This is a genomic window from Oceanobacillus limi (assembly GCF_900111445.1).
In the GTDB taxonomy this organism is placed as follows: domain Bacteria; phylum Bacillota; class Bacilli; order Bacillales; family Amphibacillaceae; genus Ornithinibacillus; species Ornithinibacillus limi.
The window spans coordinates 137,779-162,070 of sequence record NZ_FOHE01000007.1 but is presented as its reverse complement, the minus strand read 5'-3'; the positions used below and the strand labels follow the sequence as shown (position 1 = coordinate 162,070).

Genomic DNA, 24,292 nt, shown 5'->3' with positions numbered 1-24,292 from the left:
GAGCAAAGATATAAATAATCAATGGAAGACTAAAAGTCAGAACGTGAAAAAGATGCAAAGTTGTTAGAGAATAATTGGCAGCTTGTACTAGAAAAAGTCGAATTAAAGCATAGAATGCAAATGTTACAACAACAAAATGATAAGATTAAAATCAAAAAGTTACGCCAATGAAATAAGGGAATTGGATATATTCTGCAGGAGAATATTTTAGCTTATTAGACAAGTTATAATGTTCCATAGTCTTGAACATGAATCCTATGTTATTAACTTTATTTGAGCAATACACTGGACAAAGAAAAGAGCCGAATAAGGTGGTTATGACCACTCGATGTATATAACTCGGGTGGAAGATGTGAGCAAATGGTTTAATTCTACTTGGTGATTATACATCAACATACTCCTCATTAAATAAGCAGATTTTATAGGCAAATAGAATCATATAATTGTGCCGAAACTACATCGAAAAATGTCAATTAATTCACACTTTTGAAGGGTGTTAAAATGTTAGGAAAATTGATACTCTTTTTATAAGAGGGAAGTGATAACTATGAGTTTACGTGATAAATTAGAACGTTTGGATGTTTCTAAAAGAGAGAGAATTTCTACAGCTAATTCATTTGTAAGTAATAGCTGTACAAGCAGTTGTACGATAGGGCCTTAACTATATTCTTTTTCAAAGTAAATGAACGGTTTAATTTTATATTAAACCGTTCATTTACTTTAATATAAGCGAAACAACATGCTTTTGAAAATAATTCCATGTAGATAGCTGGCGATGATATATATGAAGCACTTTGTGGTAGTGATAGGTGGCTTCTTCCAGATAGTCCAATTGTTCTTGATAATTATCTATCTAGGAATGTGCATATCCCGATTAATTTTACAATTCAGTTACTTGAATTACTTAAAAAAAGTTTTAAATTTATCTAGAAAAGTAGAACAAAACCTGTTAATTGTCTTTAAATAGTTATCAATTAGTAATTCAATACGAGGAGGATTCTACATGAAAGAATTTCTGAATGAATTTGAATTGAAAGATACAGATATAAATCTGAATAAATATTATTTTAGGTCCGGTATTAAAATTGAGCAAAATATGGTAATAAATGATGTCTTTCCTTTCAGATATATTATTTATGATAATTTTCAGTCTTTACCTCTGCAAGGATGGAAAATTCATTTATCCCCTACATTAGATAAATATCCATCAGTATTAAGAAGAGTAACAGAGATTTTGCAAAAAGAAAGAGTTTCCTTTAAGTATGTACCAGATACAGAATCATTTATGGCTTTATCGAATAAAAACACTGGTGTCAGTCAATTCGGAAAGTACATTACCATTTACCCCTGTAATAAAGACGAATTTGTTAAACTTATTGAAAAAATTTATCTAGATATTGATTGTAAGACAGGCGTGCAAATTCCATCCGATCAAAAATATAAGGATAGTGACTTTATATTTTATAGATATGGAAGTGTTTTTCCAAAACAAGAGATTACCAATTTTAATGAAAAGGATCACCAAATAATGGACGGATTTGGTGAATTAGGTAGAGAAGTTAAAAAAGGATACTTTACTCTTCCAGATGGGATTAAAGATCCTTTTGAAAGATTTATATTTAATGACGAAACTGTTCAAGAAGTCAAAGTAAAAGGTAAGTTAACAAACAATACCTTTTCGATTAATAAAATACTAAGACATTCTGCAATCGGTAATGTGTATGAAGGATATGATGATTTAAATGGGAAGGGAATAATAATTAAAGAGGGACGACTAGGGGGTATACCATTAGTAAATGAACCCTTATACAGAGCTCAAAAAGCAAGGAAAAATGAGTTTGAGTTTTTTAATAAAAACCATAACAAGTATAATCTTTTACTTCCGCGAGCTATAGATTACTTCTATGAAGGGGATTCGATATTCATAGTTGTCGAAAAACTTAAAGGAAAATCCTTAAGAGAGTTTATATCTGAAACCCCTCTTGCTAAACCAAAAAAGTCTGAGAAGGAAAAAATAGATTTTATAAACACTCTCAAGAGAATTTTTGATGAAATTTTTGAATTTGTACTACAATTACATTCAAATGGTTATGTCCTCAACGATATATCAGATGATAATTTCTTGATAACTTCCAGGAATCAAATTAGCTTAATCGATGCGGAGGGAATTTCAACTATTGAGGATAATGAATGGTACTTGATGGGGACAGATAGATTTATGTATAGAATACCCAAAGGCATTAGAAGTGATCTCAAAGATATATACATGACTTCTCAGCTGATTTTATATTCTATCATAGGTAAGAATAGAGGTTATTTCTTTGACGAAAGTTTTTATGAGAAAGAGTACGAAACGATACTTCCGAGACTTCCCGTAGGCACTAAAGATATTTTTGAAGCTGGAATCTTGCTAAGAGATACTGTTTTAAGAGGATACTCATTGGAAAATCTTGGCGATAAATTTAAAGAAACTTTATTTAAACACAATAATAAAAGCCCCGTAAAAATAAACGTCGAAACCGAAAAAGATCTCAATCTTATCTCCCGTATTGAAAATATTGAAACAGTATTATTAAAATACTATTCTAATATAATTGCTGATAATCCTGAAAATATTTTTAAATTTAGGACGTCCGATTATCTTGACAATCGCTTGTCTCTAATATATGGTTTACCGGGTGTCTCTTTGTGTCTTCATGATTTTAATATTATAGATGAAAGACAATTGCTAGATACAGCAAATATTTTACAACAGTTTGCTATGGAAACTGATAATACCAGTAAATTAAATGATGGCTTAATTTTTGGAAAGGCTGGTTTAGCCCTTTATCTTGCTCAATCTGGAATACCTATTGAAAATAACCATTTCTTTTTTAGTATGATTAAAAAGATCAAAGAACTTAACTTTGATAATCTAGATTTTGCAAATGGTTTATCGGGTATCTATACCAGTCTAAAATTAATTAATACTAATAAAGAGTACCCCAAAATTAATAAATGGGTTGATATTGTAAGAAAGAAATTAGAAAGTATAACAATGCCAATTAGTGATTATCAAGGTTTAGAATACGGTAATATAGGAGTAGCTTATTCTCTTATATTTGCAGAACAAAAAGATTATAATTGGGAAACTATATATAACATTATCAATGAAGACCTGAAAACAGTTAGCGAAGATTCATATTTTAGTGGCTTATCTTATAATATAAAGGAATGGCCAAATATCAGATCACCTTATGTTTTTGCCGGTGGAGCTGGGCTGATTTTACCTCTATTACATCATTATCATAAAAATGGAGGACATAATTGGGATTTTATACTAGATTTAGTTACATCTCTTGATTCACCTTTTACTTATAATTATGGAATAACTTATGGATCTGCTGGATTAGCGTTAGTTATTATGGGGATTTTATTACTTCCTGATATCCCCGATGAAATCAAAGAAAAATTTGAATACATTCTTACTCATAATATAAATTATACAATAACGCACTTTCAAAATAATAGTAAAGTCATTGGTTTTTTGGGGGATAAGCAATCATTTTATGCTGACGACTTTGGAAATGGAGGCTTGGGAATACTAAAAATATTAAAATTATATAAAAAGTATTACGAAGGAAGATTGTCATGGGATGAATATAACTTTAGTTCCTTACCTCCTTTAAGGTAAAAAAACGTTTTTTGTCAAATGAGGTGTTGTTAAAAAACGCACGTTGAAGAAGTGAGCCTTTGTTTGAACTTTATGATAACGTAATAAACAGCCTTATGGCTGTGCTTTCACTTTTTGGTGGTCCTACGACTGCTGCAATTATATTAATGATATTTTTCTGGAATACAAGCTCTGTTTTGAAAAGATGGGTGTAGGACATGTCTGGTATACTTTAGTGGTTACAGGTGGAATATATCAAGACATGCAGTTTTTTAGTGAATCACTTAATTTTATAACCCACGTTATATAAACTTATATATACTATAGGACGGAAATCGGGGGATGAAGATGTTCAAAATGATGTTTAGGCTTTTCCACGGAAAGGTAGCACTAGCGTTCATTACTCTAATCTGTTTACTTGTAATGTCTTTAGATGGTCTTGTTTTTCCGTATTTTATCGGGCAATTTACAGATATAATGACTGATGGAAAATATGACAAAGCACCATTTTTACTCATTGCATGGTTAGTGGTCTGGTTAACAATTATATTGGCAACATTTTTAAATTCATTTTTTTTTGGAAGATTAAGAAGACTAATAAATATCGAATTGAAAGATAAAGTGTTCAAACGCTCCTATAAGCAGGGAAACGATAAGGTTGCCTCTAGTGATTACATGTCAACCATCACGGCAGACATAAAACAGATTGAAAATGATTTCGTAAATAACTCCATGAACTTTATCTATTGTATCCTTCAAGGTGTCGTTACATTGATCTTTCTTCTATTGACGAACTGGCAGGTTGGATTGGTGTTTGTCATATTAGGTTTTTTACCTACGTTTATACCGAGGTTGACATCCAAGTGGCTGAGAAAAGGAACAGAAGAATGGCAATCAGCAAACCAGTCATATATTGAAGAACTGGAGGATGGTCTTCGAGCCAGAAATCTGCTTAAACGGTATAAAGCAACGGGATTCTTTTTCAGACAAATTTTTGGTTCATTATCCAATGAACAAGATAAGTATTATTCGATGAATATAAGACAGAAAGCATCATCTTTTTTAGTGGGTTCACTCTATGTGATATCAACAATGACTGCGCTATCATATGGTACTTGGATTGTCGTGCAGGGTGACATTACAGTAGGTACATTGATCACTGTCTATATGGCAGCCGATAGAGTCGTATCACCTCTTATTTCATTGGCTAATATCTATAATGAAATGACAGCAACGAAACCATTGCTTAATAAGGTATTAGACGATAGACCACAAAATGAGTTACCGGAACCACCAGTATTTTCAAATAATGAATCCTATTTGATTTCTTTGAACGATGTAAGTATCGGCTTTGAAAAAAACAAACCTATTTTAGAAAATCTGAACTTTGATGTTGTACAAGGTGACCGATTATTGATTGAAGGTTCCTCTGGCTCAGGTAAGTCAACGCTCATAAGGACAATGATGAATGAGCAGCGTACCATAGACGGGACCATCCAGTATGGTAAGACATTGGATGGTGATTTAACAGACATATTTGCTGTAGTCGAGCAGCAACCCTTTGTTTTCCATAACACTTTAAGATATAACTTAGTACTGGGAAAAGATGTTTCAGATGAAGAGCTCTTTCATGTATTGGAAAAAGTTCAATTATCGCATTTCGCCAATGAATCAGGGCTAAACACAAATCTTGGTTCCGATAAGCATCAATTGTCAGGCGGCGAGTTGAAAAGGTTAGAAGTTGCACGAGCTTTATTATATAACAAAGAAATTTTGGTGGTTGATGAGGCATTGTCAGGATTGGATGACGTAAGTGCTAATCGAATGAATCAGCTTATTATAGATTATCCAGGTACTGTAATAGATATCGAACATAGACTAAATGAAGAAATTAGTAATAGATTTAATAAAAAAATAAAATTAAGTTAATACTATTTGGGGGAGCTCAATGGGTATAGTTGTTATACGGTATCAATGTTCCAACCAACCTCAAACATATCTCTACAAGGTGGGGGAACAGTATTGCGGTGGGATCGATGTCCCACGTACTTAAGTGTCCTGTGGCTATCTCTATTAAATGAGCACAGAGGTCTTTTACATTAGGCTGTGGAATTACCTGTTCTTTTTGTGAAGAAAAACAACATCTAACTGCACATATAAAAAAAAGAAGTACTATAATCTTTTATAAAAATTGCCTTAATAATGTTGGGAACCCTTTTCTTTTGTCCATGCTATGTTTCTGTATTTGCACTTTTAGACCTATTACTACTTCCAATTAGTTTTATTAATTAATCCTTTTTTCGTTGAATTATCCAACAAAGAGGAACCTCTTTTTTAATAGTTAGTTCCCCAAACGGGCACTTTAACGGAACAACACAAGGAGAAAATGATCAAACTTTATTTTAAAGCTACAGCAAATTTAAGTAAACACAATGATTTGACATTTGCAACATAGTCAAGTCATTCCATTTATACCGATAGACCTGATGTAATAATTTAAGCAATAAATAAGATTGTAAAAATAACCTATAAGTAAGTTAAGAATTTGAAACAATGTACTTAAAGTAACGGGTAGCTTTACCTACCAAGAAATGATCAAATTTTGAAAATATAGTTTCGTAAAAAATGCTGGAACGAACAATTTCTCATAAATTGTTGACAAACAGGTTAAATTTCTTTATTATACATCTTGCACACATATAAATTATACACGATTTTACACACTATATATGAGAATACACACACAAACACTGAGCAAGAAGGGATTACGTCTACTTACACACACTCAGTAGACATAACTCCCATTCTAAACGAATGGCACCCAAATTATAAAAGGAGGGGTATCTATGGCAGCTCGTCGCGGTCGTGCAAAGCGTCGTAAGGTGTGTTATTTCACAGCGAACGGTATTACACACATCGACTACAAAGATGTTGATTTGCTAAGACGTTTCATTTCTGAGCGTGGAAAAATTCTTCCTCGTCGTGTAACTGGAACTTCTGCTAAATATCAGCGTAAACTTACAAAAGCAATCAAGCGTGCTCGTCAAATGGCATTATTGCCATATGTGGCTGAGTAACAAATAAAACCTCTAAGTTTATTTAAACTTAGAGGTTTTTTGTTCTTTCCCTTTTTCTATTTCAATGATTTGCTTGCCTAACTTGTTTGCTTCTTGTTCATCATGGGTGACCATAACGATCGGTATTTTCCATAGTTCATGAAGTCGTAGAAGCTCATCCTGGCATGCTATTCTTGTTTGCTGATCCAAAGCTGAGAATGGCTCATCAAGTAGTAGTGCTTTTGGTTTTGTTGCTAGTGCACGTACTAGAGCAACACGTTGTTTTTCGCCACCTGAAATGTGACGAGGATAACTGTCTAATAAATTATTTAACTTGACTGTCTGAATTAATTTGTTCGTTAATTGGCGATCCTTCATGCCATAGGATATGTTTTTCCAAACGGTCATATGGGGAAAGAGGGCATAATCTTGAAAAAGGTAGCCAATTTCTCGTTTTTGTATTGGAATTGGTTTTGTACTAGATTTAAAAAATGATCGGTCACCTAATTTTATGGTTCCTTTATCTGGTTGTGTAATTCCTGCGATACATTGTAGAATAGTTGTTTTTCCTGCACCAGATGGTCCAAATAAAATAGTAATCTCACGGTTCACTTGAAACTTAATATTAAGGTCATAGTTTTTAAGTTCTTTAAATATATCTACTGTAAGCATATTATCCCACCATTTAATTATCACTAGAGAATCGCATCATATTTTTGCCACTCCACCAATTAAGCCAAAGCATGGTACTAAAACCAATTATGATCATACTAATAACCCAATAAATTGCTGTGTCCATTTTACCAGACTCAACAGCAAAATAGATTGCAAGTGGAATCGTCTCGGTTTGGTTTGGTATAAAACCAGCAATCATCAAGGTTGCTCCAAATTCACCTAATGCACGTGCAAATGTTAAAATTAATCCCGCTAATAATCCGGGCCATGCTAGCGGAAAGGAAATGGTCCAAAATACTTTCAAACGTGATGCGCCCATTGTATAAGCTGCATTTTCTAAGTTTTGATCATAGGTTTGAAAGGCAGCAGAAGCACTTTGATACATGAGTGGAAACGATACAACTATAGCAGCAATTACGGCGCCTACCCATGTAAATACAACCTGGTAATGAAACCAGTCTAATAGTAAACGACCAATCGGCCCATTCTTGCCAAATAAATATAGTAATCCAAAGCCTACAACAGTTGGAGGTAGGACAATCGGTAATAGTAAGATCGATTCAATGATTCGTTTCCCAGGAAATTTATTTCTGGCAATGATTCGTGCTAAAAATGTTCCCATGATAAGTACAAATATGGTTGCTATTCCTGCAATTTTTAACGATAAAAATAACGGTGTAATATTCATTTTATGTCCACCTTTAGAAAGAAAAACCGTGTTTCTTAAAAATTTGTTGAATGTGTTCCTGCTTTATAAATGACAGAAATTGTTCCGCCAAGTCTGGTTGGCTACTATCCTCTAGCATAGCGGCCGGATAAACGATCGGTTTGTGGAAATGTTCATTTATTTTAAGTAATGGTATTACCCTATCCTCTTTCTGTAAATCTGTTTTATACACAAAACCGATATCCGTATTCCCAGTTGCAACATAGGATAACACTTGTCGCACACTTCTAGCATAGACAAATTTCTTCTTAAGGGAAGGATTGTCCCAAATGTTTATATGCTCTAAAGAATCTTTTGCATAAAGCCCTGCGGGAACACTATCTGGGTTTCCTATTGCAATCTGTCCAACTTCCGTTTTTGTTAGGTCATCTAAAGAATTAATGGATAGATCTGTATCACGATGACCGATTAGTACCAATTGATTAGCTGCAAACATCATTTCTGTATCTGAATCAATTAAACCTTGATCCTTAAGTCGGTTCATTGACAGCGTATCCGCCGACAAAAATACATCAGCAGGTGCGCCTTGTTGTATTTGACGAGCAAGTGTACCCGACCCACCAATATTTAAATCCACTGTTGAACGGGTTTCTTCTTCAAATAGGGGAATGATTTCATTTAGAGCATCGGTTAAACTTGTTGCAGCAGAAATCAATAGCTTAGATTCATTAGATGTATCGGTATGATCATCCATACATCCCGTAAGAAATACAAGTAAAGTAACTACGTATATTAAATGTTTCATGTGAAACACTCCTAAAAAGATAGCTAAAAACTACTATTATTAATTATCCTCTCCTCTTTTTGGGATAAACAGAAATAATTATAATAAGCATAACTACGATGTATACAAGGGAAAACCACAAAAGTACGTCTGGAGCAGAGTAAAACAATTCAAAAACGGTATACAGTAGAAATGGAATTGTAGACGTATAAGCAGCCATTTTCCATAATACTTGTAAATGTAGTTTTCGTTCCATTAGCTGTGCAATCCATGTCATTGCATAGGAGATTATTGTAATGCCTACAAAAATGGTAATCGTTAGTGGTAAATAAGAAAATATAAAAAAATAGATAAATAGAAATACAATATTCATTTCTGACGTGAAACCAGTATTTTCATTAATACGATCGATAAGGGAAGGAGTAGAGACAATAAAGAGTAGTATAAACATATAAAAAACGGTCGTATCCATCCCAGTTCGATTTAACTTAAAAATGATTTTTTTACTTGGTATTTGTAAACTTTGAAGGAATGTTCTCCATAAAATCATAAATTCCATCCTTTGCTACGTTCCAGAAGTATAAGCTGCTCTTTTTTCATCTTTATCATTATATTATAATGGACATTATGAAGAAAGCGTAGTGTACCTTTTGTGAAACTTACTTCGAACGAAAACCCTATATCACCTTGGAAATATTGTTGCCTCATTCTGATTCCATATTCCTAGACATACATGTTATCATATACTAATGAGTTAAATATAATTATCAACCTATGGTTTATAGGATGAGGTGCAGAAATGAATCAATCAAAACAACTAACAGATGGTGCATTATTAACGGCGATTTTTATCGTTCTCTTGTTAATCTGGTTTTTTATTCCGATTACATCAATTTTTATTTCATTTGCTCTACCAGTACCATTTATTATCTTTACAGCGAAATATGATTGGAAACCTTCTTTAATCATGTTCATCGCAACGCTGATAATCGGAACACTATTTGCCACATATATCTCTATACCTGTCGTAGTTATTTCGGCTGTTGGTGGGATCATGATAGGTGCTGCTATAAAACGAAAGTTAACGGCATATGAAACGTGGGCAAGAGGTACAGTAGGATTTGTTGTGGGGTTATTGTTCTCACTCTTATTTACGCAAATACTGCTGGATGTAAACATTGTTGATGAATTAAATAACAGTATGGAAACATCTATTGATATGAGTCAATCGATGATGAGCCAACTTGGATTAGAGGAAGAGTTAATCGAGGAACAATTTGCTCTAGTAAAAGAGACGCTTGCTATGATTATTGATTTACTTCCCATGCTAATTGTCATGGCGGCGATTGTCCAAGCGTTCATTAGTCAGTGGATTAGTTATAAAGTTATAAATCGAATGGATCATAAGAAGCTTCAATTTCCTAAGTTTCATCATTTACGATTTCCAGTATCCATTATCTGGATTTACTTTTTAGCATTAGTACTATCGCTATTTCAATCCGACCCTGATAGCATGCTATTTATTGGGTTACAAAATATATTAGTACTTGCTGGCTTCTTAATGGTCATTCAAGGGTTTTCCTTTTTATTCTTTTATACCCACTACAAACGAATGTCCAAAGCAATACCAATAATTGTTATCATTTTAACAGTGATTTTTTTACCACTATTACTTCCTTTGATGCGAATCTTAGGTATAATTGATATAGGATTCGGACTTAGGGATCGATTATTTAAGAAATAACTAAATGTATGTATAGTAGAAGGCTGAAGAAACTGTATGTTCCATGTGGAAGGTACAGTCTTCCTTACTAGGAGCTGAATTTGAATGCCTGATTTACTAAAAAAACCAACACTTAGTAAACACTTATGGATTATTTATATCCTATCGACAGTTTTACTAGGGCTTATTTGGTATTACCAGTGGATACTGGGAATTATTATGACTGGATTATTAATATTATCCTTTTACTATAGTATCCGTAATGAAAAGAATTTGCTGGATGAAACAGAAAAATATATTTCTACTTTGTCTTATCGTGTGAAAAAAGTTGGAGAAGAGGCCTTACTAGAAATGCCAATTGGTATTGTCTTATTTAGTGAGGATTATCGAATTGAGTGGACGAATCCTTACATGAATCAATTTTCAGAGGATTCCCTGGTTGGAAGCTCTCTAAATGATATTTCCGAAGATTTAATTCCCATGATCAAAGAAAATAAAGAAGAAGCATGGGTACAGTTAGAGGGATATGAGTTTCAAACGAGTATAAAAAAAGAAGAACGACTTTTATATTTATTTGACCGTACAAAGCAAACGGAAATCCAAACATTGTATAAAAATGACCAAACCGTAATCTTTATGATTTATCTGGATAATTACGATGAAATTACACAGAATTTGGAAGATACGATTAAAAGTCAACTAAATTCCAACGTAACTTCATTTTTAAACAAGTGGTCACAGCAAAACGGTTTGTATATTAAACGTACTTCTCAAGATCGATTCCTTGCTGTAGGTACAAGAGAAATCTTACAGAAACTTGAAAAGACAAAGTTTGATATTCTAGATGATATGCGTGATTTAGATACGGAGTTAGATGTTCCGATAACACTTAGTATCGGGATTGGTGTAGGGAATTCTACACTACCAGCCTTAGGTGAGCTAGCACAATCAAGTTTAGACTTAGCGCTAGGGCGTGGCGGAGATCAGGTTGCTATTAAAGATGACTCTGGAAAAGTTCGTTTCTATGGAGGAAAAACAAATCCAATGGAAAAACGAACGAGAGTAAGGGCTCGTGTCATTTCTCACGCATTAAAGGATCTCGTAAAAGCAAGTGATAATGTTATTATTATGGGGCATCAATCACCTGACATGGATTCCATTGGTGCTGCAATTGGTATTTTAAACATTGCGCAGACAAATGGTGTAGAAGGGTATATTGTTTTTGATCCAAATGATGTGGATACAGGTGTTTCTAGAATGGTTGAAGCAATTCATGAGGATGAAGGATTGTGGGAGCATTTTATTGCACCTGATGACGCAGAAGACATTGTAACGAATCGTAGTCTAGTTGTTGTGGTAGATACGCATAAGCCGTCAATGGTTGTTGACAAACGACTTTTAAATAAGACAGAGTATAAAGTAGTCATTGATCATCACAGACGTGGAGAAGATTTCATTGAAAATCCAACACTTGTCTATATGGAGCCTTATGCATCCTCAACAGCTGAACTAGTTACGGAGTTATTAGAATACCAACCAAAAGGTAGAAAACTAAAAATGCTAGAGGCAACAGCATTATTAGCAGGTATAACTGTTGATACGAAGAGCTTTACGTTACGAACTGGCTCTCGGACCTTTGATGCGGCGTCGTACTTACGAGCTAAAGGTGCGGATACGGTTTTAGTTCAACAGTTTTTAAAAGAAGATTTAGACCTCTATATTAGAAGAAGTAAATTAATAGAACGAGCAGTTGTCTATCGTGACTCGATTGCGATTGCTAAAGCAGAACCTGGTGATATTTATGGACCGGTTCTAATTGCTCAAACTGCTGACACACTTCTAACAATGAGTGGAATTAATGCATCTTTTGTAATTTCCGAGCGTAAAGATGGAAAAGTCGGAATAAGTGCACGTTCATTAGGTGAAATAAATGTCCAAGTTATAATGGAAAAAATGGATGGTGGAGGGCACTTAACAAATGCAGCCACACAGATTGAAGATACAACCATTGATGATGCTGAATCATTATTAAAAGATATACTTGATGAATACGATGAGGGGAGAGAATCGGAATGAAAGTAATTTTCTTAAAAGATGTAAAAGGAAAAGGGAAAAAGGGAGACGTTAAAAACGTTTCAGACGGATATGCAAGGAACTATTTACTAAAAAATAATTTAGCCGAGGAAGCTACCCAAGGAAATATGAAAGCATTAGAAGCTCAGAAACGAAAAAATGCCCAGCTGGAACAGCAAGAAAAAGATGAAGCAGTGGCTTTAAAGGAAACATTAGCTGAGCTGACTGTTGAATTGAAGGCTAAGGCTGGTGAAGGCGGTCGTTTATTCGGATCTATTACAAGTAAGCAAATCGCAGAAGTATTGAAAAAAGAGTATGGACATAAGATTGATAAACGTAAAATTGAGTTAGACCAACCGATCCGTGCTTTAGGATATACAAATGTTCCGGTTAAACTTCATCCCGAAGTAACTGGGACAGTGAAAGTCCATGTCGTTGAGCAATAACACAAAGCAACGACAACAACATGGAAATGGTCTCTTTAGTAAAGGAGGAAAAATAGATGAGTGAATGGAATGATCGCACACCACCACATAATATAGAAGCGGAACAAGCTGTTATTGGTGCAATCTTTCTTGAACCAGAGGCATTTTCAACAGCGTCTGAACTATTAATGCCGGAGGATTTTTATCGTGCAAGCCATCAGCGTATTTTCGCTACGATGATAAGCCTTGCGGATAAAGGTGAACCGATTGACCTTGTTACGGTGACCACTTCTCTTTCCAACAATAAACAATTAGAAGAAGCGGGTGGCGTATCCTATTTAACAGAAGTTGCTGAAAGTGTACCGACAGCAGCTAATATTGAGTATTATAGTAAAATCGTCGAAGAGAAAGCAGTACTTCGGCGATTAATACGTACCGCTACAGATATTGTAACTACTTCGTTTGATAAAGAAGATGCCATTGAAGAAGTATTAAATGATGCGGAAAAAAACATCTTAGAAGTATCTGGTCGCAAAAATTCAGGTGCGTTTAAAGCGATAAAAGATGTATTAATAGACGTTTATGATAATATCGAACAATTACACCATAATGATGGGGAAGTAACAGGTATTCCTACCGGCTATCGAGATTTAGATCATATTACGTCAGGATTCCAACGAAATGATTTAATTATTATTGCAGCTCGTCCATCGGTTGGTAAGACTGCTTTTGCCTTAAATATTGCACAAAATGTAGCAGTAAAAACGGATGAAAATGTAGCTATATTTAGCTTAGAGATGGGTGCAGACCAGCTTGTACAACGTATGCTATGTGCGGAGGGAAATATTGATGCGCAACGTTTACGGACAGGTAGCTTACAAGCAGATGACTGGAGTAAGTTAACGATGGCAATGGGGTCATTATCAAATGCAGGTGTCTATATAGATGATACTCCTGGTATCCGTGTCAATGAAATTCGTTCTAAATGCCGACGCCTTAAGCAAGAACATGGATTAGGAATGATTTTAATTGATTACCTACAGTTAATCCAAGGTAGTGGTAAACCTGGTGAAAATAGACAACAAGAAGTTTCAGAGATTTCTAGAGCATTGAAGGGACTTGCCCGTGAATTAAATGTTCCATTAATTGCATTGTCTCAGTTATCACGTGGGGTGGAACAGCGTCAAGACAAGCGCCCAATGATGTCTGACTTACGTGAATCAGGAAGTATTGAGCAGGATGCTGATATTGTTGGATTCTTATACCGTGATGATTATTATGATCAAGAATCAGAGAAACAAAACATTATTGAAATAATATTGGCGAAGCAACGTAACGGTCCTGTTGGGACTGTCGAGCTTGCTTTTGTAAAAGAATATAATAAATTCGTAGACTTGGACCATCGCTATCAAGAAAGCGATGTACCTCCGGAGCCTATTCAAGTATAAAAAAACAGCCCAATGTGGCTGTTTTTTTATCTAGTAATATAGGAATCTTCTAAAACCGTACAATTATATAATTCATATGCACATTATTCGTTTTTTGATTGACTAAATAAAAATTCATTGATAAAATTACTATAGAAAAAACATAAAATACAAACAATATCCTAAGTGGAGGTGCGTTATGTCCTCAGTAGTAGTTGTTGGTACCCAATGGGGAGATGAAGGAAAAGGTAAAATTACTGATTTTCTTTCGCAAAATGCTGAAGTCGTTTCCCGTTATCAAGGTGGTAATAATGCAGGTCATACAATTAAGTTTGATGGTGTTACATATAAATTACATTTAATTCCGTCTGGTATCTTTTTTAAAGACAAGATATGTGTACTCGGGAATGGAATGGTCATTGATCCAAAGGCTTTTGTCGAGGAACTTGCATACTTGCATGAACGAAATGTATCAACTGATAATCTTAGAATTAGTAATCGAGCGCATGTTATTTTACCGTATCATTTAAAACTGGATATCTTACAAGAGGAAGAAAAAGGAATTCATAAAATAGGGACAACCAAAAAAGGAATAGGTCCTGCTTATATGGATAAAGCAGCTAGAAGTGGTATTCGAATTGCTGATTTATTAGATAAAGACACCTTCCGTTCAAAGCTAGAGCAAAATTTAAAAGAAAAGAATCGTTTATTTGAAAAGGTATATGAAGTTGATCCAATTGAGGTCGATGAAATTTTGGATGAATACTATGAGTATGGTCAACAAATCGCTAAATACGTTTGTGATACGTCTGTTGTACTAAATGATGCGTTGGATGAGGGGCGTCGTGTGTTGTTTGAAGGTGCACAAGGCGTAATGCTTGATATTGATCAGGGTACCTATCCATTTGTTACATCCTCCAATCCGATTGCAGGAGGAGTAACCATTGGTGCAGGAGTTGGTCCAACAAAAATTAATCATGTTGTTGGGGTTTCCAAAGCGTATACGACACGAGTTGGGGATGGACCGTTCCCAACTGAACTACATGATGAAATTGGTGATCAAATCCGTGAGGTAGGGCGTGAATACGGTACTACTACTGGACGTCCACGAAGGGTAGGCTGGTTTGATAGTGTTGTCGTTCGCCATGCACGAAGAGTAAGTGGGATTACGGATTTATCCTTAAACTCATTAGATGTATTAACTGGTATTGAGACACTGAAAATTTGCGTAGCATATCGCTACAAAGGGAAAGAAATGGATGAATTTCCAGCGAGTTTATCCATTCTAGCTGAATGTGAACCAGTTTATGAAGAAATGCCTGGCTGGACAGAAGATATTACAAATGTAAAAAGTCTCCATGAGTTGCCAGAAAATGCACGTCATTACCTGGAGCGTATTTCTCAGCTTACAGAAATTCCACTATCTATTTTTTCTGTAGGTCCAGATCGTTCTCAAACCAATGTTGTTCGCAGTGTATATAGTAGCTAATATAAAAGGCTAACTAGTGAAATAGCTCAGTTTAGAAAATATCGAATGAACTCGTACAGTTATTAACTTCTGTACGAGTTTTTATTTATTCCACATATAGCTGGCAGAAAATATTAGGTTCATTCATCATTATGATGTTTTGTAACCTTATTGTAAAAAACGTGTCATTTTATAGTGAATTTGATAAAAATACACGAATTATATGCCAAAACACACGATTTAGCTTCAATAATAGTAAAATATTGTAAACTATTATACATTTTCTTTACATTATAGGGAATTGTGTTCCCCTCAACGTGATACATATGGTAGATTAGTAGAGGATATAAAAAGAGTTTCTATTACTTTTTACTCATCCAGTTCAAAACTGGTAAATATAGAAGAGTAGTATGGGGGGAATACCAACGTGTTTTACCAAAAGAACAAGAAACAAAAATCTAGTTTCTTAAAACGAGTATCACTTGCAACATGCTTTGGTCTAGTTTTTACATATGGAATTGCCTTTGCTGAAGAGGACGGAGATGTAGAAACAGTTCATCATGTTTATATAGATGGCGAGCATATTGGGAAAGTTAGCGATCCGGAAATTGTAGAACGAGCTGTTGAAGATACAATTGAAGAAGGAAAACAAGAATATGCAGATGAAAATCTAACGATTACTGTTGGCGAGGATGTTTCTTTGGTTTCAGAACGCGTTTTTAAACCGACAGTAAATAATGATTCTGTAGCGAATCTACTAGAGGACGAGCTAACCGTAAAGGCAGAAACCATTGAGCTTAAAATCGGTGATGACGTTGTGGGTCACTTTAATGACCAAGCTTCTGCTGAAGAAGTAGTTACTAACTATAAAAAGAAATTCGTAGATGAAGAAATCTTAGAAGAATTGAATCAAAATAATAGTAGTGTCGATGAACCACTTACGGTGGATGAAGATAAGAAAAAGGATCTTAAAATAGGCGATTCTATTATATTAGACGTACAATTATCGGAAGAAGTTTCATTTTCTACCGAAAAAGTTGCACCTAAAAAAGTATTGACTGTAAAACAAGGTGTTAAGCTTCTTGAAAAAGGTACATTGAAAGAGGAAAAGCATAAGGTCAAAGAAGGCGAAGTATTAGGGCAAATTGCAGCAAATTATAATTTATCTACCGATGAGTTATTGGATATAAATCCAGATCTTACAGAAGATTCTATTTTACAAATTGATCAAGAAATTAATGTAACGGATTATAAACCATTTGTTGATGTTGTTGTTCATAAAGAGGAAAAGAAAGAAGAAACGATTGATTATCAAACAGAAACAGTTGAATCAGACGAACTATATAAAGGTGAACAAACCGTAAAACAAGAAGGTTCAGAAGGTAAGAAAGAAGTTCATTATGAAATAGAAATTCGAAATGGTAAAGTGACCCAGAAAGAAGTACTTGAAGAAAGTGTAACCAAAGAACCTGTGAATAAAGTGGTTGTAAAGGGAACAAAAGTAATTCCTTCAAGAGGTACAGGGTCACTTAGTTGGCCAGCTGTTGGTGGATATATTTCGAGTCATGTTGGGCATCGATGGGGTAAAATGCATAAAGGAATTGATATTGCGAGACCAAGTAATCGTTCGATCCTAGCAGCAGATAATGGTGTTGTGACAGAGGCACGCTATGATGGAAGTTATGGAAATAAGGTTGTTATCGATCATAATAATGGAATAAAAACTCTATATGCACACCTTTCATCGATTAATGTTAGTGTCGGACAAACCGTAGAAAAAGGTAAGAAAATAGGTGTTATGGGTACAACTGGTAATGTAACTGGTTTGCATTTACACTTTGAAGTTCACAAGAATGGATCCGTCCAAAACCCAGTTGATTATTTAAATTAATAGCAAACAGGCTAGTTCAGAAATATGAATTAGCCTGTTTTTGCATTAGATTATACTTTTTAAATATATTCGCTAACTTTAAAGCTGTATCGTAGTAGATGTATTATGTGACGTAACTAAAAAATTGGTATTCAAAATATTAAGCTGATAGTGGCAAAATTAAATCGTCAATGAGAGAATGCAAGATCTATCTATCCATCATTGGGGCCAAATAGTAAAAACACGATCCTCATCAATGACGAAGTGGAACCTCATTCCGCTAAATCGCCGATATCATTCATTCGGAGCATGGTTATGGTTCCTCATTCCTTTATTCACCTATATTTAGTAAGATTTACACTGATTTATGGCTGATAGAGGAATGAGGATCCTCATACACCTGGTTTGGACGGTTTTTTGTGATTTAGCGGAACCACGATCCACATCAATGACGAAGTGGAACCTCATTCCTTTATATATAGGTTCAGGCAATCCGCGGAAAGCGAAGTATTCTGTCGTAGCGTTTTTTCATACCGCTAATAAGTGAAAAATTAGTAATAACCAACCAAAAGTTATGACGCATTATATACATTATCCGCAATTTACAATGCAAAATGTTCTAGGATTTATTAAGGTTTGGTGGTCTATGGTAGAATGTTCTGTTAAATCTAGAAAAGACATTTCGATTAAAGTACGATAGAATAAATATGTATATGATTTTAATGTATAATAGCTTTTAAATATAAATATTTTAATAGTTAATCCAGTTCACGATTAGCCATCCTTAGATGTACGTTTATAGAGTGAAAGTATATAAAATTCTTACCTATTAAAGAAAGGAATGGATAACATGGCACATAAAATTCTTGTTGTAGATGATGAGCAGCCAATTGCAGATATACTAAAATTCAATCTTGAAAAGGAAGGGTATGAAGTTGTCTGTGCATATGGCGGAGATGATGCGATTGAGTTAGCAGAGAAGGAATCACCTGATTTAGTATTATTGGATATCATGCTTCCAGGTAAGGACGGATATGAAGTGTGCCGAGAGATTCGAAAGACACAAACCATGCCAATTATCATGTTAACAGCTAAGGACTCAGAAATTGATAAAGTACTTGGTTTGGAACTAGGTGCAGATGATTACGTTACAAAGCCATTTAGTAATCGAGAGTTAATTGCACGTGTAAAAGCTAACCTGAGACGCCAACAACAAGTACCAGAGGAGTCAACAAAAGAGTCTAAAGATATTAGCATAGGGGCACTAGTTATTCATCCAGATGCCTATACGGTTACAAGGGATGGTGTGCAAATTGAATTAACACACCGCGAATTTGAATTACTACATTATTTAGCACGTCATATAGGACAAGTGATGACAAGAGAGCATTTATTGGAAACCGTGTGGGGATATGATTATTTTGGCGATGTGAGAACAGTTGACGTTACTGTTCGTAGACTTCGTGAAAAAATTGAGGAAAGTCCGAGTAACCCAATGTGGATTATTACTCGTCGAGGTGTTGGGTACTATCTACGTAACCCTGAACAGGAGTAGTTAGCATGCATAAAGTTGGTTTTTTTCGATCGATTCAATTAAAGTTTATTATTATTTATATTCTCCTTCTGTTAGTTACGGTTCAAGTAATCGGTTCCTATTTTGGAAAAGAATTAGAGGAAGAGATGCGTGAAAGTCATGAACAATCGGTGAATGATCGCATTGAAGTATTAAGCTTGTATTTACATGACGTGTTTAATAAGGAGCGGACAGGCGAAGAAGGTGAACCGTCACTTGCTGAGGAAGTACAAGGAACGGTCAGTGATATAGGTAACAACAATAATTGGAGTGTTATTGTTGTCAACAATCAAAATAGGGTTTTAGCAACGAATGATATCACCAAGCGTGAAAATGTTGGAAAAAAGCTGAACATGGATTTTATCACAAGGGTTTCCGTTGTAGGAAATGAACGATGGGATCGAGTTTATGACGCACAGACGAAAAACCGGATATATATTAAAGCTGTGCCTATTAAAGATGATGATGATGACGTTTTAGGAGTTATCTATGTCGAATCTTCGCTTGAGAGGGTATACGATCAACTAGAAAATGTAAGTGAAAAATTTCTTCAAGGATCAATTATCGCCATTATCATTTCTGCTTTTATTGGCATTTTAGTAGCGCGAATGATTACCAAGCCAATTAAAGAGATGCGTCGACAAGCTCTAACAATGGCAAAAGGAGATTTTTCACAGAAGGTTAATGTTTATGGTACCGATGAGGTTGGCCAGCTGGCTCAAACATTCAATGATTTGAATGATCGATTACGGCTATCCTATGCGAGAACGGAAGAAGAAACACGTAAGCTGAATTCCGTTTTGGAAAATATGTCAGATGGAGTAATTGCTACCGATGAAACAGGTGCTGTGACCTTAATGAATGAAGCAGCTGGGAAGTTAATTGGGCAAAATCCTGAGGAAAGTCATGGGAAGTTTCTACTTGATGTGCTAAATTTAGATGAAAAAGTCGTTGATATTACCGATTTACAAGATAGTGGAACGATGATTATTGACTTTAGTGATGATGAGTCCATCTTTATGATTCGAGCTAATTTTTCAACAGTTACGGATGAGGAGGATGCTATTACTGGATTTATTACGGTAATTAGTGACGTAACGGAGCAAGAAAAATTAGAGCAAGATCGAAAAGAGTTTGTATCAGACGTATCCCATGAATTACGTACCCCTTTAACGACGATGCGAAGTTATATTGAGGCATTAACAGATGGAGCATGGCAAAATAAAGATATTGCACCAAAATTTCTAGAGGTTACGCAAAATGAAACAGAACGAATGATACGGATGGTAAATGATCTGCTGCAGCTTTCTCGTATGGATACAAAGGATTATACGCTCCAACAGGAACGCATTGACTTTGTTACGTATTTCCACCATATTATCGATCGCTTGGAAATGAATATTCCGGAGCATATTACATTTCAGAGGGACTTACCGAATGAAAAACTGCCTGTATTAATGGATCAAGATAAGATTACACAGGTATTGGATAATATCATTTCGAATGGAATTAAATATTCACCAGAGGGTGGAAGAATTACCCTTCGTGTGACAAAGCAACGTTATCGAATTGTTATTGCAGTCGAGGACCAAGGTATGGGTATAGCTTATGATAAATTAGATAAAATCTTTGATCGCTTTTACAGAACGGATAAAGCACGGACAAGAAAGTTAGGTGGAACAGGGTTAGGTTTAGCTATCTCAAAAGAAATTGTTGAGGCTCATCACGGGAAAATATGGGCTACTAGTAAGGAAGGTAAAGGAACAACCATTTCCTTTACACTCCCACTTGTTGGTAAGAAGCGGAGGTTTACTCGATGAAATTAGAAACGATAAAAACCTATACGTTGATTATTTTAGTTGGGATTAGTTTTATTTTTACGTTTAGTCTATGGAATTATCAACCAAAGGGCGAACATCTAGCATCTGACTTTGTTTCCGAGGCAGATTTTAACCTAGGAGGAACGGAGCGTTCCAAGAAAGAACTTATAGCACCTAGCTCCATCATTTTTGAAAAGTATAATCATTTTTACAGCTTTTCGGATCCTTCCGAGAAAAATGCACTTTACGAAGATATACAATCCTGGAATCTATTTGATTATAGGGAAACGGAAGCGGATGGCCGACCTAATGATAACCATCAGGTGGAAATTATCTATCCATTGGAATTACCGATGAATATTGTTCCAAGTTTGTTTACGGTAAACGATGGTGTCGATGAAATGCCTTCTTGGTCGTTTCAACGTGTATTTATAACGTATGAGAATAACCGGAATTTAACATTACAATTTTTATCGATTGATGGAAGGCAACAGGTGAAGTTTACGGTAAATAACACAGCTAAACATGAGCTGATTTGGGATTATAATTTAAATTTAGAGGGCTTAGATGAGTATATAGAGTTCGATGGTTCCGATAATCCTATTTATATTCCACAAGATGAGGTAGCAATTAATGAACAAACGTTAATCTACCAGCGAGTGGAACCGGAGTTGATGGTCAATGCCTTATTTAATAATCCAAAAGAAGTAATCTTAAACCAAAGAGGCAATGAGTCCTTTTATCAGGATGGAATACGGACCATGGCGGTTTCCGAAAATAAGCGAATGATGGAATATACAAATCCACAGGAGCCAAGTCCTGACATCGTTACTCCAATGGAATTAGTGGAGAATAGTATTTCTCATCTAAATCAATACAAAGGTTGGATAAACGATTATCAATTAGAATCGATAGACACGAAGGAAAATAAATTACGCTATCAAATGCATTATAATAACTACCCAGTTTTTGATATGGACGATTTAGACATTATTGAACAACAATGGAGAGATAATGAGCTTTTTCAATACAAAACCTCTTTGATTTCCATAGCTAGAGATTCCTATACTTCGGAATTAATGATAGAGTCAGGAAAGGATATTAGCGCAATCCTTAAAAACAGTTCCGAAATAGATACCGGAAAAGTACTGGATATACGTGTAGGATATGAGTTTATCGATACTTCGGATGGTAACGCTGATAAGTTAACCTTAAAACCAGCTTGGTTTATGAACTATGAAGGCAGCTGGCGAAAAATTAATGTTGATGAAATAACTCACAATAAAGGAGTGAGTTGATATGCAATGGGGGCAAATAAAAACAGTATTTATTATCTGTTTTCTACTTCTCGATATTTATTTAATTGTCCTTTTTTTAGAGAAAGAACAAAGTGAAGATTATTCGACGAATGAGCTAACAGATTTATCTATAGAAGAGCAATTGAAACTAGAAGAAATAGGAATTGATAATCTACCAGAAGAACAACCAGATGAAGAAAGAATTAACGTTCAACAAAAGCAATTTACGGATGAAGAAAAGGATTCGCTGAACAGTTTTGGTAATCAAGTTAGTGAAGTTGTGGACAATAGTTTTATTCTCTCCCTTTTTGAAGAACCTATTTCAATTCCAGATGAGGCAACTAATGAAGAAATAAACCAAGTTGTAAAAGGAAATATTATTTTTGCAGGAGAATTTGACTTTGAATATAGGAATGATGAAGCGAATGTATTAGTGTTTTTTCAAGAAAAGAATGGGCGTACCGTATACTTCAACCATAGTGGGTTACTGCTAGTTCTTCTAAATGAAAATAATGAAATGACAGGCTATGTTCAAACTGTTTTAGGGGATCCAGAAAAGAGTAGTGATAAGAGTGAATTAATAAAGCCGATTACTGCCGTAGGTACATTACTAGATAATTACAGACTTTTTTCTGGAGATGAGGTTACGGATATGGAAATCGGATATCATACGTTCTTTCCATTAGAAAACGGAGTACAAGTGTTTGTTCCTACATGGAAAGTGGAAGTAAATGAAGAACACAATCATTTTATAAATGCGTTAGAGAAAAAAATATTTCCTACTGACGAGCTTACATTTATTGAAGAGGCAATTGATCGGAGTTTGGAACGAGCTCGTTCTATCGGAGATAATCTAGAGTTTCGCGAGAATATGGTCTCGATATTGCTTGAGAAGTATGAAGTATTAAATCGGAGTGAGGAACAATGACATTACGTTTTAGTGTATTAGCATCAGGTAGTACAGGGAATGCCTTTTATATAGAGTCAGACCAAGAAAAAATTCTTGTGGACGCAGGGTTAAGTGGGAAGCAAATGGACCGTTTGTTCAGTGAAGTAAATGTAGATCCATCTACCTTATCAGGAATTTTAGTAACCCATGAGCACAGTGACCATATTAAAGGATTAGGAATTATGGCGCGAAAATATAATTTGCCTATTTATGCAAATGAACGGACTTGGAATGCGATGGAAAATTCCATTGGGAAACTAACCATTGATCAAAAATTTCATTTTCAAATGGAAGAAACAAAAACGTTCGGGGATATGGATATTGAATCATTTGGTGTATCTCATGACGCTGCGGAGCCCATGTTTTATGTGTTTCATCATCAAGGAAAAAAAGTGGCCCTTGTGACAGATTTAGGATATGTATCAGAACGAATCAAGAAAACGGTTGAAGGTGCTGATGCCTATATTTTTGAAGCAAACCATGATGTAGGAATGCTTCGGATGGGAAGATATCCATGGAATGTAAAACGACGGATCTTAGGGGACTCTGGTCACGTTTCAAATGAGGATTGTGGCTTGGCACTTGCCGATATTATAGGGAACGAAACGAAGCGGATTTATTTAGCCCATTTAAGTAAAGATAACAATATGAAGGATTTAGCAAGAATGTCTGTTCATAGTGTTTTAGAAGAAAGAGGAATAAAACTAGATTTAATGGATACAGATCCTAATCAGCCAACAACTATGTATGAAGTAAGCTAATAAGAATTATAGGTTTAATATTGCTTTGTTAGCGGAATACTATCTTTAGTATTGATACAAGGGGATGATTG

18 protein-coding genes are annotated in these 24,292 nt (G+C 35.0%); 14 read left to right on the top strand and 4 right to left on the bottom strand.

Annotation, left to right across the window (positions count from 1 at the left end; all coding sequences use genetic code 11):
• Positions 1–1,003 precede the first annotated feature (1,003 nt).
• The 3 genes from BMX40_RS09765 (at position 1,004) to rpsR (ending at position 6,729) form a co-directional block, all read left to right on the top strand.
• Entirely contained in the window at positions 1,004–3,673 is a 2,670-nt protein-coding gene (locus BMX40_RS09765; protein WP_090869302.1) for a class III lanthionine synthetase LanKC N-terminal domain-containing protein, read from the top strand.
• Between the two features lie 327 nt (positions 3,674–4,000).
• The gene (locus BMX40_RS09760; protein WP_170840740.1) at positions 4,001–5,581 is read left to right on the top strand and encodes an ATP-binding cassette domain-containing protein; all 1,581 of its coding nucleotides are present in this window, start codon (positions 4,001–4,003) and stop codon (positions 5,579–5,581) included.
• A 917-nt stretch (positions 5,582–6,498) separates the two neighbouring features.
• Positions 6,499–6,729: a 30S ribosomal protein S18 gene (gene rpsR, locus BMX40_RS09755; RefSeq protein WP_170840739.1), complete on the top strand. Its 231-nt coding sequence runs from the start codon at positions 6,499–6,501 to the stop codon at positions 6,727–6,729.
• Between the two features lie 18 nt (positions 6,730–6,747).
• On the opposite strand, the gene BMX40_RS09750 is transcribed toward rpsR, so the two are convergent.
• The 4 genes from BMX40_RS09750 to BMX40_RS09735 are packed head-to-tail and all read right to left on the bottom strand — an operon-like array spanning position 6,748 to position 9,384.
• The gene (locus tag BMX40_RS09750) at positions 6,748–7,380 is read right to left on the bottom strand and encodes an ATP-binding cassette domain-containing protein (RefSeq protein WP_090869296.1); all 633 of its coding nucleotides are present in this window, start codon (positions 7,378–7,380) and stop codon (positions 6,748–6,750) included.
• Between the two features lie 13 nt (positions 7,381–7,393).
• Entirely contained in the window at positions 7,394–8,071 is a 678-nt protein-coding gene (gene modB, locus BMX40_RS09745) for a molybdate ABC transporter permease subunit (protein WP_090869294.1), read from the bottom strand.
• Between the two features lie 13 nt (positions 8,072–8,084).
• Positions 8,085–8,855: a molybdate ABC transporter substrate-binding protein gene (modA, locus tag BMX40_RS09740; RefSeq protein ID WP_090869292.1), complete on the bottom strand. Its 771-nt coding sequence runs from the start codon at positions 8,853–8,855 to the stop codon at positions 8,085–8,087.
• 43 nt (positions 8,856–8,898) lie between these two features.
• Complete coding sequence (locus BMX40_RS09735; RefSeq protein ID WP_090869290.1) at positions 8,899–9,384, bottom strand: DUF1189 family protein; 486 nt, start codon at positions 9,382–9,384, stop codon at positions 8,899–8,901.
• A gap of 249 nt (positions 9,385–9,633) precedes the next feature.
• On the opposite strand from BMX40_RS09735, the gene BMX40_RS09730 reads away from it, so the two are divergent.
• The 11 genes from BMX40_RS09730 (at position 9,634) to BMX40_RS09680 (ending at position 24,221) form a co-directional block, all read left to right on the top strand.
• Positions 9,634–10,578 (top strand): YybS family protein, encoded by a 945-nt coding sequence (locus BMX40_RS09730; RefSeq protein WP_090869289.1) that lies wholly within the window; start codon positions 9,634–9,636, stop codon positions 10,576–10,578.
• A gap of 84 nt (positions 10,579–10,662) precedes the next feature.
• Positions 10,663–12,633 carry a DHH family phosphoesterase gene (locus tag BMX40_RS09725; protein ID WP_090869286.1) on the top strand — a complete coding sequence of 657 codons (1,971 nt, stop codon included), beginning with the start codon at positions 10,663–10,665 and terminating at the stop codon, positions 12,631–12,633.
• Entirely contained in the window at positions 12,630–13,076 is a 447-nt protein-coding gene (rplI, locus tag BMX40_RS09720) for a 50S ribosomal protein L9 (protein ID WP_090869284.1), read from the top strand. The genes BMX40_RS09725 and rplI overlap by 4 nt, the downstream gene beginning before the upstream one ends.
• Positions 13,077–13,132: 56 nt before the next feature.
• Positions 13,133–14,503, top strand: coding sequence for a replicative DNA helicase (gene dnaB, locus BMX40_RS09715; RefSeq protein ID WP_090869282.1), 1,371 nt, complete (start codon positions 13,133–13,135; stop codon positions 14,501–14,503).
• A 178-nt stretch (positions 14,504–14,681) separates the two neighbouring features.
• A complete protein-coding gene (locus BMX40_RS09710) occupies positions 14,682–15,971 on the top strand; it encodes an adenylosuccinate synthase (protein WP_090869280.1) in 1,290 nt (429 codons plus the stop codon).
• Positions 15,972–16,377: 406 nt separating this feature from the next.
• On the top strand, positions 16,378–17,841 hold the full coding sequence (locus BMX40_RS09705) for a peptidoglycan DD-metalloendopeptidase family protein (protein WP_090869278.1): 1,464 nt from the start codon (positions 16,378–16,380) through the stop codon (positions 17,839–17,841).
• An 829-nt stretch (positions 17,842–18,670) separates the two neighbouring features.
• Positions 18,671–19,375 (top strand): response regulator YycF, encoded by a 705-nt coding sequence (gene yycF, locus BMX40_RS09700; RefSeq protein WP_090869276.1) that lies wholly within the window; start codon positions 18,671–18,673, stop codon positions 19,373–19,375.
• A 5-nt stretch (positions 19,376–19,380) separates the two neighbouring features.
• Positions 19,381–21,213, top strand: coding sequence for a cell wall metabolism sensor histidine kinase WalK (gene walK / locus BMX40_RS09695; protein ID WP_090869274.1), 1,833 nt, complete (start codon positions 19,381–19,383; stop codon positions 21,211–21,213).
• Entirely contained in the window at positions 21,210–22,511 is a 1,302-nt protein-coding gene (locus tag BMX40_RS09690; RefSeq protein ID WP_090869272.1) for a YycH family regulatory protein, read from the top strand. Before walK ends, BMX40_RS09690 begins: the two co-directional genes overlap by 4 nt.
• Before the next feature lies 1 nt (position 22,512).
• A complete protein-coding gene (locus BMX40_RS09685) occupies positions 22,513–23,439 on the top strand; it encodes a two-component system regulatory protein YycI (protein ID WP_090869270.1) in 927 nt (308 codons plus the stop codon).
• On the top strand, positions 23,436–24,221 hold the full coding sequence (locus BMX40_RS09680; RefSeq protein WP_090869268.1) for an MBL fold metallo-hydrolase: 786 nt from the start codon (positions 23,436–23,438) through the stop codon (positions 24,219–24,221). Before BMX40_RS09685 ends, BMX40_RS09680 begins: the two co-directional genes overlap by 4 nt.
• Positions 24,222–24,292 lie beyond the last annotated feature (71 nt).